General features: G+C 42.2%; 12 protein-coding genes. 4 read left to right on the plus strand and 8 right to left on the minus strand.

The features are described from left to right. The first annotated feature begins 17 nt into the window (after positions 1-17). Positions 18-1337: an MFS transporter gene (locus tag FTV08_RS06190; RefSeq protein WP_005252124.1), complete on the plus strand. Its 1320-nt coding sequence runs from the start codon at positions 18-20 to the stop codon at positions 1335-1337. A 3-nt stretch (positions 1338-1340) separates the two neighbouring features. Then, on the plus strand, positions 1341-1976 hold the full coding sequence (gene coq7 / locus FTV08_RS06195) for a 2-polyprenyl-3-methyl-6-methoxy-1,4-benzoquinone monooxygenase (protein WP_180086890.1): 636 nt from the start codon (positions 1341-1343) through the stop codon (positions 1974-1976). 142 nt (positions 1977-2118) lie between these two features. Here coq7 and FTV08_RS06200 read toward each other — a convergent pair whose 3' ends face one another. Next, positions 2119-2820: a DUF1003 domain-containing protein gene (locus tag FTV08_RS06200; protein WP_180086891.1), complete on the minus strand. Its 702-nt coding sequence runs from the start codon at positions 2818-2820 to the stop codon at positions 2119-2121. A gap of 277 nt (positions 2821-3097) precedes the next feature. Between FTV08_RS06200 and FTV08_RS06205 the strand changes: the two genes are divergently transcribed. Beyond that, a complete protein-coding gene (locus FTV08_RS06205; RefSeq protein ID WP_005097209.1) occupies positions 3098-3799 on the plus strand; it encodes a VIT family protein in 702 nt (233 codons plus the stop codon). Positions 3800-3947: 148 nt separating this feature from the next. On the opposite strand, the gene FTV08_RS06210 is transcribed toward FTV08_RS06205, so the two are convergent. The 5 genes from FTV08_RS06210 to FTV08_RS06230 all read right to left on the minus strand — a co-directional run bounded on the left by FTV08_RS06210 (position 3948) and on the right by FTV08_RS06230 (position 8282). Continuing rightward, positions 3948-4694 (minus strand): IS5 family transposase, encoded by a 747-nt coding sequence (locus FTV08_RS06210; RefSeq protein WP_180086892.1) that lies wholly within the window; start codon positions 4692-4694, stop codon positions 3948-3950. Between the two features lie 557 nt (positions 4695-5251). Then, on the minus strand, positions 5252-5689 hold the full coding sequence (locus FTV08_RS06215; RefSeq protein WP_005252127.1) for a 2-amino-4-hydroxy-6-hydroxymethyldihydropteridine diphosphokinase: 438 nt from the start codon (positions 5687-5689) through the stop codon (positions 5252-5254). Then, the gene (folB, locus tag FTV08_RS06220; RefSeq protein ID WP_004278766.1) at positions 5646-6026 is read right to left on the minus strand and encodes a dihydroneopterin aldolase; all 381 of its coding nucleotides are present in this window, start codon (positions 6024-6026) and stop codon (positions 5646-5648) included. Before folB ends, FTV08_RS06215 begins: the two co-directional genes overlap by 44 nt. Before the next feature lie 129 nt (positions 6027-6155). Beyond that, on the minus strand, positions 6156-7454 hold the full coding sequence (locus FTV08_RS06225) for an AarF/ABC1/UbiB kinase family protein (RefSeq protein ID WP_114541118.1): 1299 nt from the start codon (positions 7452-7454) through the stop codon (positions 6156-6158). A 57-nt stretch (positions 7455-7511) separates the two neighbouring features. After that, positions 7512-8282: a HesA/MoeB/ThiF family protein gene (locus FTV08_RS06230; protein WP_005106630.1), complete on the minus strand. Its 771-nt coding sequence runs from the start codon at positions 8280-8282 to the stop codon at positions 7512-7514. A 482-nt stretch (positions 8283-8764) separates the two neighbouring features. On the opposite strand from FTV08_RS06230, the gene FTV08_RS06235 reads away from it, so the two are divergent. Continuing rightward, entirely contained in the window at positions 8765-9292 is a 528-nt protein-coding gene (locus tag FTV08_RS06235; RefSeq protein ID WP_005106629.1) for a pyridoxamine 5'-phosphate oxidase family protein, read from the plus strand. A gap of 257 nt (positions 9293-9549) precedes the next feature. Here the strand turns inward: FTV08_RS06235 and FTV08_RS06240 are convergent, their stop codons facing one another. Both FTV08_RS06240 and FTV08_RS06245 read right to left on the minus strand, forming a co-directional pair. Further along, positions 9550-11196: an AMP-binding protein gene (locus FTV08_RS06240; RefSeq protein WP_180086893.1), complete on the minus strand. Its 1647-nt coding sequence runs from the start codon at positions 11194-11196 to the stop codon at positions 9550-9552. 267 nt (positions 11197-11463) lie between these two features. Further along, on the minus strand, positions 11464-12600 hold the full coding sequence (locus tag FTV08_RS06245) for an acyl-CoA dehydrogenase family protein (RefSeq protein WP_180086894.1): 1137 nt from the start codon (positions 12598-12600) through the stop codon (positions 11464-11466). Positions 12601-12804 lie beyond the last annotated feature (204 nt).

Here is a 12804-nt window from a genome sequence, read left to right on the forward strand (position 1 = left end):
AATGTAGCACGGCCTATATGAACAAAAATGAACATTTGTTAGCTTCTCGGCGCTTTTTACCGATGTTTCTGACGCAGTTTTTTGGTGCATTAAACGATAATGTATTTAAACAGGCGTTACTGCTGGTCATCACTTATGGATGGATTCAACAGCAATCGGCCAACATCAGCACTTTAAATAATCTGGCGGCTTTACTGTTTATCTTGCCGTATTTTATTTTTTCAGCCACTGCCGGTCAGATTGCCGACAAATACGAACGTTCACAGCTAATTCGCTATCTTAAGCTTCTGGAAATTGCCATTATGTTGCTGGGAACTGTCGGTTTTCTCATGGGTAATTTATGGATTCTGTTATTTGCCCTGTTCCTGATGGGCACCCATTCCACTTTCTTTGGCCCGATTAAATATGCCATTTTACCTGAAGTGCTGAAACCAAATGAACTGATGTCCGGCAATGCCCTGTTTCAATCCGGAACTTCTCTGGCAATCCTGTTCGGTATGATTCTAGGCGGCGCAGTTATTGCAGCTTCTGCCGGCAACTTGATCTGGATCAGTTTAACCGTCATCAGCATCGCCTTGATTGGTTATATATCCAGTCGCTATATCCTGAAACAAAGTATTCCCGCGCCTGAGCTGCAAGTTGACTGGAATTTTTTCCGCACCAGCTTGCAGACCTTGAAATATGCCAAAAGCTTACCTCTGATTTTTACCATTTTACTGGGCAATTCATGGTACTGGTTTTATGGTGCAACCTATCTGACCCAAATTCCTCAGCTGACATTACAAAATCTGCATGCATCTGAAAATGTCGCCAGTCTCCTCTTAACCTTTTTTTCTGTCGGAATTGGTCTGGGTTCATACTTATGCCGTAAAATTGGCGGCAGTCAGGTCAATATCAAGATGGTGCCTTTTGGCGCGATCGGTCTGGTGGTCTTTGCCCTGTATCTGGCTGCGAGTCTGGCCTTTGTTCCGGAACGTACAGGTACATTAATTGGCCTGGCAGATGTCTTTCAGCAAGATTGGAGCTATTATCATGTCATGCTGGCTGTTACCTTACTCGGAATTAGCGGCGGTTTTTATATCGTACCGCTGTATGCCATGATGCAGGCGCATTCTCCCCGCTCACATCGTGCGCGTGTGGTTGCAGCAAATAACATTCTGAATGCCGTTTTCATGGTATCTTCTGCTATATTTTCTATTATTATTTTAAGTGTTCTAGAGCTTGATCTTAAAATACTTTTTTGTATTACCGCAGTATTAAGCGGCCTGTTTACTCTCTGGCTACTTTACCGCCTGAAACCAATGATCAAAACTGCAAAAGCGCCCTTGGAGGATTAATTCATGCGTCAATATACAGGTCTCGATAAGCTGATTCATTCTTTTGACCAGGCATTACGCAGTCTAGTCCCGGGCACGACTTCGGCACAACGTGAAAATCCGGCCCAACCGGTCGAAACGCAGTTAACGGTCAGTGATGCACGTCATGTGGCAGGTTTAATGCGGGTCAATCATAGTGGTGAAGTGTGTGCACAGGCGCTCTATCATGGTCAGGCCATGACGGCAAAACTTCCGAATGTTCGTCGTGAAATGGAACAGGCAGCGATTGAGGAGCAGGATCATCTGGCATGGTGTGAAGACCGTTTAAAAGAACTGGATAGCCATACCAGTCTGCTCAATCCGGTCTGGTACGGCCTGTCCTTTGGTATGGGCGCGCTGGCCGGAATTGCCGGTGATAAATACAGTCTGGGTTTTGTCGCAGAAACTGAACGTCAGGTGAGCATGCATTTGCAGCATCATATCAGTCAGTTGCCGCCGCAGGATGAACGTTCTCGCCGTATTCTGGAACAGATGAACGAAGATGAACTGCATCATCGGGATACAGCGTTAAACGCTGGCGGTGTAGACCTGCCTGTTCCGGTCAAAATGACCATGACAGCTATTTCCAAACTCATGACCAAGACCAGTTATTTTATTTAAAAAGATCGATCCGATCTCAGCCCACGCATTGTGGGCTTTTTAATGTGTCTCAAATTTTGATCTAAATTTATTCGCTAAAGATATGCTATCATCCTTTATTAGCAATCCATATAAAATATAAGAAATACCACAGCTTTTCATTTCAATATTTCTTGCTCATTTCCGAGAGTAAATCCAGCTGGATTTCCTGTATTTGCGCCAGCCTTTCCCATTGATGCATTAATAGATGATCGAGTTTTTCATGTAAATGCTGGATTTCCAGTTCGGCTTTTAAATTGATCTGATAATCATTTTGAGAACGTAGACGGTCTTTTGCCTCTTGTCTATTCTGACTCATCATAATGACCGGTGCCTGAATTGCCGCGAGACAGGACAGAATTAAATTTAACAGGATAAAGGGATAAGGATCGGCAGGTTGAGTTACCAAAACAACCGTATTAATCGTAATCCACAGACCCAGAAAAATTGCAAAGCAAATTAAGAATGTCCAGCTTCCGCCAAAAGTTGCAATTTTATCGGCGAGCTTTTCGCCCAGAGTCCACTTTTGCTCTAATTCCGTTTCCACATTTTTGGTGATCAGTTCATGCTGATGCATGCTATGAATCACTTCGACCTCAAGATCTGTGACCTCACCCTTTTCCAAACTTAATAATGAATGTACATACTGCATGCGATAGCGGGTTAGATCTGTCTGACAAATATAATCTTGCGGCGTCCAGACTGGAATATCCTTGCCAATCTCTTCAGTAATGACTTTTCTGACCGTTCCCATCGGAGTAAGATCTTTCAGAAGAAAGTGCTTGCCGCACACCAAACATTTATGGCTCTCATTTTTTTCTTTCATGATAATTCTCTTTTTAAACCAGCTCACTCAGCTATAATTTTTATATAATTGTTTTTATTAAATAAATTTGATCCCTTGGATATCAATTATATATCAAGTCCGTCTGGTCTTTTGAATAAATGAATTTCACCTCGGTTTTATTTTGGATTGATAAAATACTTAACCAAGCGCACTATGATCTGATCATTCAAGGTAATTTTCAGATCGATTCAATCCTACTATCTATACATGACTTAAATTTACTATAATCATAATGATAATAAAAAAGGGCTTCATTGTGCGCCATTCATACCATCTTGAAAAACATTATATCGAACGTGCGGGCTGGCTTCGTGCAGCTGTACTGGGGGCAAATGACGGGATTATTTCGGTCACCAGTCTGGTGGTGGGTATCGCAGCCAGTGGAGCATCCACTGAAATTTTATTGGTAACCTGTGTTGCCGGATTGATTTCTGGCGCCGCATCAATGGCAGCTGGTGAATATATTTCAGTAAAATCCCAGCAAGATATTGAAACCAATGATCTACTCATGGAAGAGCGCGAACTGCAACGCCATCCCACCCATGAATTAAATGAGCTCAAAACGATTTATATACAACGAGGTCTGGAACCCGCTTTGGCACAACAGGTCGCTGAACAGTTGACCGACCATAATGCCTTGGATGCCCATGCCCGGGATGAAATTGGTATTTCAGCACATACCTCGGCTCAGCCCTTTCTCGCTGCATTTTCTTCGGCTATGGCATTTACGGTAGGTTCATTATTTCCTTTAATTTCAATCATGATTTTACCGGAACATTATCTGGATAAAGGCGTCATGCTGATTGGTGTTTTAAGTTTGGGGATGATGGGCGCACTGGCAAGCTATGCCGGTGGAGTAAGTGTCTGGAGAGGTGCAGTTCGGGTCATGCTCTGGGGAATTATCGCCATGTTATTCAGCGCCTGGATCGGATCATTATTTAATGTGTCTGTTGCCTAAATATGTGTTTATTTTTTAGTTAGACACAGAATAGGATTGAACGGTTCCTCTATTAACATCACTGAAAAATGTTTTTTCAAAAACTAGCGGCTCTAACAAAACTTGAGTTTAATTAGGGTCTGTTGACATTTACTGTTCATAATTAACCCTATAAAGGTAGCGATAAAAATATACAGGCTAAAGCAACAGAACTTTGATAATTTCTTTTGAGCTTGTCATATCGAGTAGCTATTCCTCTAAATTGCTTTAATCTACAAAACATATTTTCAACTAACTGCCTGATTTTATATAAACACCAGTCCATATGGTCATTGTTCGATTGGCTATTTGTTTTCTTTGGTATATTCGCTTTAGTCCCTGTTTTCCTGATCTGTTCACGCAGTGGTTCTGAATCATAGCCTTTATCTGCACATACCACTTTTGTCTCTTTTAAATCTAATGTTGATATTAAATCAGGTGCAACTTTAACATCATGTGTGGTTCCATCGGTAATCATGAAATCAATAGGATTGCCATGTACATCAACAATCAAATGTATTTTTGAGGAGTTTCCTCCTACACTTTTAGAAATAGATTGATTCGCTATACCGGCAGAATGTTGATGAGCACGTACATGAGAGCCATCAATAAAAACCCACTCCATATCGGGGCATGAGGCTAGTAATTTGAATAATCTAAGTAACTTACCGCTGCTTGACCAACGATTAAAACGTTTGAAAATAGAGTTTGAATGACCAAAACAACAAGGAATATCTCGCCACGGACAGCCTGTTCTAATTCTATAGAGAATAGCTTCAATAAAATTGCGTAAATTTGAGTTGTGGTGAATGGATAAATTACGCAGAATAACTTTCAACTTTTGCCAGTGTTGATCTGTCAGCATGGTACGAGGCATAGCGAATAGTAAAATTGGGTTTGGCGATTTGATTTTACTACTTCGCTATTTTTTTAAGCTAAAAGTGTCAACACACCCTAATATATGTTCGGTTTTAATTTAGATAATTAAAGCCAAAGATCTATGCCCGAGAGGTATTGTTATGGAAACTACCATCATTCTTGCCATCTTGGCGATCATTATCGTATTGCTGATCATTTTTTATAACAAGAAAAAGTGAAATAGCGATGATGCTTTTTTACTGCTTTGAGGGTTTTTACTAATCTTAGAGTAAATTCCAGAGCTTTAATCAATCAAATATTAATTCCCTGTTGGGAAACCATGAAATCCTCATTGGATTACATAAAGAATCCCGAGGATTAAAATCACAGAAACCACAATTTCCAATATTTTCATTTTTAAATGACTTCTAAACTTAAGCATCTCATCTTATCTGAATTTTCTTTTACTCTAAAAACAAAAAACTGCATCATAAAAAAAGCATGATCTTGCTTGATAAGGCTGGTTAACTATTCGTACTAGATAAATTGTATTAGCAGAAAATTAGGTGATTTGATTCAAATCAGCTGTTCAACTGTTGGAAAGCTATGTGATCCATGTTCAAACATGGCATCATGCCAAACATCAAACATGGGCACTTTCACATCCAGAGCCAAGGGCAATTTTTTTTCATTAAACTGCATATGCTTAAGATCTGATCCCCAGGCAATCAAATCAACATCCAAAGTAATCTGATGGGATGGACGTACTCGCCCTGATTCCTGTTCCAGCTGTTTGAGCAACTCAATCAGGTCTTCACTGGACACCGAACTTCGCAATAAACACGCTGCATTCCAGTAATCTGCGCCGATGCCATCGCGGCAAGGAATCATATAAATGGGAGAAAACTGAACTTCTCCCCATTCAGAAATACGTTGCTGTGCAGCTTGAAAATGTTGCTGAGGATGACAATTACTCGCTAATGCTAGGGCGAAAATCGTTTCGGTGGCGTTCAAGACGTATCCCTACAGAATTGGCTTGCGCGATAATGGCAGGCTTACGGATCGTAATATTAATCGATTCAATTGCTGTAAAGGTAGTAAAAAGTGCATTCAGCACTAACTTTGCTGCATGTTCAATCAATTCAGGCTTGGCGTCTTGAATGACTTTACTGGAAATCTCACAAATTTCTGCATAATTCAACGTATCTGCAAGTGCATCTGAGTTTGATGCCTGTTCTAAATCGGTTTGAATGATCAAATCCAGCATTAAAGGCTGAATAATTTGACGCTCCCAGTTAAAGCAGCCCACGACTGTCTCAACCTTTAAACCTTCAATAATAATGGCGTCCATTGGATTGCTCGAGAATTTAATACTGACCACATCCCCCTCAAGCTCCTTTACAAAGGGAGGAGCTTTTAAAGTCCCCCTTTTAAAAGGGGGATTTAGGGGGATTTTTCCAAGTCTAGATAGGGTTTAAGATTAATGCTTTAACAGCAGATTCGGATCCATGCTCTGCACCATCTGCAAACGCTGATCGGCATAGATGTCGGTATACGGCGCCAGAATACGCATGAAACGGTCGAAATACAGCATTTGCTTGAACAACAAGGCAAAGTCACGCGGGAAGCGGATCCCGTGACGTTCACCCACAGCCACCATATCCATCATGATATCGTTCAGGTCAGCAGGATTTGACGTTAACAATTCCTGCGGATCTGCCATCAATACACCACTAAACAAACGTTCCAGATCAGCAGCCAAAACTTTGGTATCAATCTGCACAGCGGTCATGCCCATTTTCAGCATGTTTTGCGCCATCAGCTCATAATTGGTATGTTGCAATGAATCCATGAATGCCATACATGCCGTCCATACTTCAGGCTTGAGCTGACCAACAATACCGAAATCAATAAAACCGACACGGCCATCTTCGAGCAGCATCAGGTTGCCTGCATGCAGATCGGCATGGAAACTGTTACACATCATCAAGCTTCCGAACCAGGTATTCATCGCAGTGATGAGTACTTGAGATGGATCTTTGGATACTTTTTTGACCACTTCAAAATCTGTCAAAGGCACACCGTATAAACGCTGCATGGTGAGCACACGACGGGTCGAATATTGATGATAAACCTTCGGCGCAGTGGCTGCCTGATTGTTGGTGATATTCAGGTAATTAACGAAATCATCCAGATTCTGGGCTTCTTCAATGAAATCAACTTCACGTACCATCCGGGTTTTGATTTCTTCGACAATGTCAGCCAGTGAAGCAAACTTGACTTTCGGGACTGCTTTTTCCAGCAACTTGGTTGCCCAATGCAGCACATTCAAGTCAGTGTACAAAATGGTTTCTACGCCCGGTTTTTGTACTTTAATCACCACATCTTCGCCAGACACCAGTTTGGCCGCATGCACCTGTGCAATAGATGCAGAAGCTAACGGCGTTTTATCAATCGATGCAAAGATTTCATCCAGATTACGTCCTGCAAATTCAGAAGCCAATACTTGCTGGATATAGCTAAACGGCAAGCGTGGAGTCTGATCCAGACAACCCTGAAATTCTTCAACATATTCACGTGGAAACAGCGACGGTGTGCTGGCAATAAACTGACCCAGCTTGATATAAGTTGAACCTAAGGATTCAAAAGTTTCACGCATGAGTTTGGCATTGCTCGGCTTTTCAGTGGCATATTTAAAGCCCGCCTTTGCCGCAACGACTGCTGTTTCTCCCATACGGGCAACTGAACGTATTCCATCTAACCAGATATTGTTTTTCATAATGTCTTAGGAAAAATTAATTAAACGCAGTGTAGCAAAAAAATTCACTTTGCAGGCTTATCTTGCCTGACAGATTGGGCAATCTGTATCTTTTTCGAAAGCAAGAATCCGCTGTTTAAAGCTCAGCCCATCCCACAACAACAGCTTTTGTCGAAGTGGTATCTGACCTAATCCCAGATATAACAAGGCATGATGTGCCTGTAAGCTGGCCATCACATTCGGTGTGGTGGCCAGTACACCGGAATCTGCACAGCGCAGACTTTCATCGGCCTGATTTTCTGGCGGGAACAGGCAAGCATAACAGGCGGAATCCCCTTCGACCATAAATAGCTGACCTTGCAAGCCAATCGCAGAAGCACTCAATAAGGGCACATTCAGCTCCACGCAAATCTGATTGACCAGATAACGTGTGGCAAACTGATCACAGCCATCCAATACCAGATCCTGATGCTCAATCACACTTACTGCATTTTCAGCCGTTAAGGCCTGATTCACATATTCAACTTGTAGGTTCGGATTAACCTGACTCAGTCTTTTGGCCAGCGTTTCTGCCTTATAAAATCCAATATCCTGCGGTATAAATGCCAGTTGTCGCTGTAAATTACTCATCTCGATGGTATCCGGATCGATCAGGGTAATTTTTCCCACACCTGCACGTGCCAGAAGTTCTGCCAGTGCACAGCCTATCCCGCCACAACCAATAATGCAGACATTAGAAAATTTTAACCGTTCTTGAGCGTCAATATCCCAGCCATCCAGAAGAATCTGACGGCTATACAGATGCAGTTCAGCATCGGTGAGTTCGAATTCTGGGGATATGGTATCCATATTAAATGTAGACAACGTTTTTCCTTGTTTCGAAAATTTTTAACAATGATCGTAAAATTAGCTTTACTGAAGTTTCTAAAGGCTGATAAATCTCTGGAATATCAATCTCACATTCAATTCACAGCACATCAATAAATGGTTCGGCAATCGTTGAGGCAAATAGCATATCAGCTAAACGTTCGGTATCAAGATGCAGCCGCTATGGCTTGGCAAGATTTTTTGAATCACCTCAATTAAACGGTTCCGGCAAACTGTTCCTTCTAATTTATAAAAGGTGTCAAACCTGAAGTTTTTAAAATCTTTGCTATTGAATTACCCTGTAAATAGAACTGCCTTGTTTAGCAATTCTGTAGTCTCTGCCTGTATTTGAGTATGAAAATGTATGAGTTCAGTGAGACCTAAGGCATCTGTCTCTAAATATGATTAATCTGAAAATACCAAGCAATCTTTTCAGCTTTCATAAAATCGTATGGAGAACATACATGACCGAGCATAACAATACTCAACATGATAATCGTGAAAAATTATGGGAATTGATCAAGGATGTTCGTTACACCATGATCAGCCATTTAACCGACACACATGAAATACACTCCCAGCCGATGACCATGCTGAACTCCGAGCAGATGAATGAACGTCAAAACTTATATTTCATCCTGCGTAACACCAATGATCTGGTCAAAGCAGCAGAAACAGGCCGTGGTCAGATTGGTCTGTCTTTTGCAAAACCATCAGATGGTATTTACGTGTCGATTAGTGCACATGCCCAGATCAGTACTGACCGCATTCTGATTGAACAGTTGTGGAATCCGTGGGCTGAAAACTGGTTTGAAGGCAAAGATGATCCTACCGTACGGGTATTGATTGCTGAAGCAGTCAGCGCAGAATATTGGAATGTGACAGACAACAAAGTCACCCAGCTTTTTAAAGCCTTAAAAGGCGGCGTAACTGGTGAAGCGGGCGAACCTCATGCAGAACATCAAAAAGTGAATCTACAAGGTAATATCTGATAATGAATGAGATTTAGCCTCTTGAAATTAAGAGGCTAAATTTTTGATATATTTCATTTTAAATATTAATGTAATTTTACTGTAATGACATAAAAATTATAATTTTAGCTTGCCTCAATCTGCTCTCTTGAAGATATAAGTTTGGGGAAATCAGCTCAATATCTGACTAAAATTTAAGTAGAAGATTTATTTCCTAAAAAAACCAAAGGCTGCCATGGCAGCCTTTGAACATTCAATCAAACAATTAATTTGAAAAATTAACTGACTCGCTTCATCTCTTGAAGTTTGGCAACTTCCTGCTGTTTGAGTAAATTGCGCTGAATCTTGCCACTCGATGTTTTAGGCAAAGACGTCACAAACTCAATCTCTTTCGGATAGGCATGTTTGGATAAGCGTGAACGTACATAACTTTGCAGTTTCAACATCAAATCTTCAGTGGCTGGATATGCTGATTTAAGTACTACAAAGGCTTTCACAATTTCAGTACGTTCTGGATCTGGCTTGCCGACGACTGCAGATTCAAGCACTTCTTCACATTCAAGCAAAGTACTTTCTACATCAAAAGGCCCAACCCGATAGCCCGAAGTTGTAATGACATCGTCTGCACGCCCAATAAAATCAATACCGCCATATTCATTCAGCTTCACGGTATCACCAGTGAGATAATACTGCCCGACAAATGACTTGCGGTTGTGGCCTGCATAGCCTTCAAACCACATCAACGGTGAAGCTGCACAGTCAATTGCCAAGGTTCCAATCCCGCCTTTTTCTACTTCCTGATGTTCTTTGTCCAATACAGCAAAACGATGCCCAGGAATAGCAAAACCGGCTGAACCAACTTTTTTATAATGCTCCAAGCCATGATGATTGGCGATCACCATACCCAGTTCAGTCTGTCCATATTGATCGTAAATATTCACATTTAAATCATGATTGAACCACTGAATTACTTCAGGCGTGAGCGGCTCACCCGCACTACTTACCACGCGTAAATGCGAACTGATGCCTGCATCAAATTTTTCTTTAAAGCCAAAGAACATGCGAAATGCGGTTGGCGAACCGGTCAAGTTACTGACCTGATATTTTTGAATGATTTGTACGGCATTATCGACACTAAAGCCACGTTCATCCATGATGATGCTGTGCCCTAAACTTAGCGGCCCTGCAATACCATAATACAGTCCATACGCCCAGCCCGGATCTGCCAGATTCCAGAAGGAATCTTCATCTCGCAGATCTACAGCGTGCAGCATATAACCCTTAAAGGCCAACAAGGCTTTTAAAGGCACAGGAACCGATTTCGCCAAGCCTGTGGTGCCTGAAGTAAACATCATCAGGAAGACATCATTAAACTGGCAATTTACCGGTTCAAACTCTTCCGGTTGTTGCTGTAAGGCTGTCCAGAAATCCGCATCTTGATAGTCATCTGCCGCTGCCTGATGCACAGTCAGAATATTCGGGACATTGAGATCATGGAGTTTCAGTCGCTGCTCTTCATCAGTAACAATCAACTGGGTGCCAGCGGTACTGATGCGATGTTCAATGGCTTTACTTTCAAAAGCAGTAAATAAAGGTTGGTATATGGCACCGATCCGCCAGGTGGCCAATATGGTAATTAAGAGTGCTGGCGTTCTTGGCAGTAACCCTGCAATACAGTCGCCGGCCTTTAAACCCAGAGAATGCATATAATTGGCCAACTGCCCTGAAGCCACGGCCAGCTGTTCAAAGGTCCATTGCTCTGCGTCTCCGTTTTTGCCTTCCCAGATCAGTGCAGTTCGGTTTTGACCCAGGTAGCGACCACAGCATTCGGTATACGCATTGATGTTCTCTGCGTTTCCAACCAGATGTTCCTGAACCATATTTTCAAAATTAAAATCAGCATATGCATGTTCTAGTGTTTTCATGACGACAACCTCTTTCCTGTTGTAGTTTTCAGGCGACCTTGCCTGAGTTTGTCCATTTGTATTTGTTGTTCCTGCTGATTCCATCAGCATACTTTCTCAAATCTGCATTCATGCCCTAGGACTAGAACATGAATAAGGCTTATTTTTCGATTATTCGCACTGTATGTCTTTAGATCATCATTTTCAGTTGAATCCTGCAATTTCCATATCCATCAATGTAAGTGCAGGATTTGAACATCAATCAAAGTCTTTTTTTTAAATTAAAAATCAGCGTTGACACACTTCACGCGCAATCACCAGTCGTTGAATATCTGATGCACCTTCATAAATCTGGCTCACTCGCACATCACGATAAATTCGCTCGACCGGAAAATCAGAGACATAACCGTAGCCACCATGAATCTGAATCGCATCTGAACAGACTCGCTCTGCAATGGTCGATGCAAACAGTTTTGCCATCGATGCTTCTTTTAGACACGCCAAGCCTGCATCTTTTAAGGTTGCAGCATGCAAGACCAGTTGTCGCGCCGCTTCAATTTGTGTTGCCATATCTGCGAGTCTGAATGCCACAGCCTGATGCTGCACAATTTCCACACCAAAAGCTTTACGATCATTGGCATATTCCACTGTGGCATCCAGCGCAGCCCGCGCCATGCCGACAGATTGTGCTGCAATGCCGATGCGACCCGATTCAAGATTTGATAAAGCAATTTTATAGCCCTCACCTTCCTGCCCCAACAAGTTGGCAGCAGGAATTCGGCATTTATCCAGAACGATGGTCGCGGTATCGGAACAATGTTGACCCATTTTCTCTTCTAGACGTGACACGATATAACCCGGTGCATCGGTCGGCACCAGAAAGCATGAAATACCCTTTTTCCCTGCAGATTTATCGGTCACAGCAAAGACTAGTGCAATCTGTGCATGTTTACCTGTCGTGATAAACTGCTTGGTGCCATTTAACACCCATTCATCGCCATCACGTTCGGCTTTACATTCCAGCGAGCTGGCATCCGAACCGGCCTGAGGTTCTGTCAAACAGAAACAGCCGAGCCATTCACCTGTTGCCAGTTTGGTGAGATATTTCTGTTTTTGTTCCTCTGTGCCATAACGCTGAGTAATGCCACAAGGCAAAGAATTCTGCACACTGACAATCGTCGAGATTGCACCATCACCTGCGGCAATTTCCTCAAGCGCCAAGACCAGTGACACATAATCCAGACCTGCACCGCCCCATTCTTCAGCCACTGTCATACCCAATGCGCCAAGCTCACCGAGTTCTTTAAGTTCTTGTGCTGGGAATTGTGCCGTTTTGTCGCGTAAGGCCGCTGTCGGTTTCAGTTTCTGCTGCGAATAATTGCGCATCATGTCCTGAATCATTTTTTGTTCATCATTTAAAATCATCGAACTTCCCTTTCTATATCTATTTATTTACTTCAAGCTTTTTACTATTGAGATCGTTGGCACGTCGGATAAGGCGGCATGGATGTCGCCTGCGAAACTGAGATACAGGGATGTATCTTCAGTTTCGCAAAGGATTTTTGTTTCTTTTGATCCTTCAAAAGAAAATGCATGCTTAAGCAAAATCATTTGAATTCAATGAGAAAT

The organism is Acinetobacter sp. YH12226, from assembly GCF_013417805.1.
Classification (GTDB): Bacteria; Pseudomonadota; Gammaproteobacteria; order Pseudomonadales; family Moraxellaceae; genus Acinetobacter.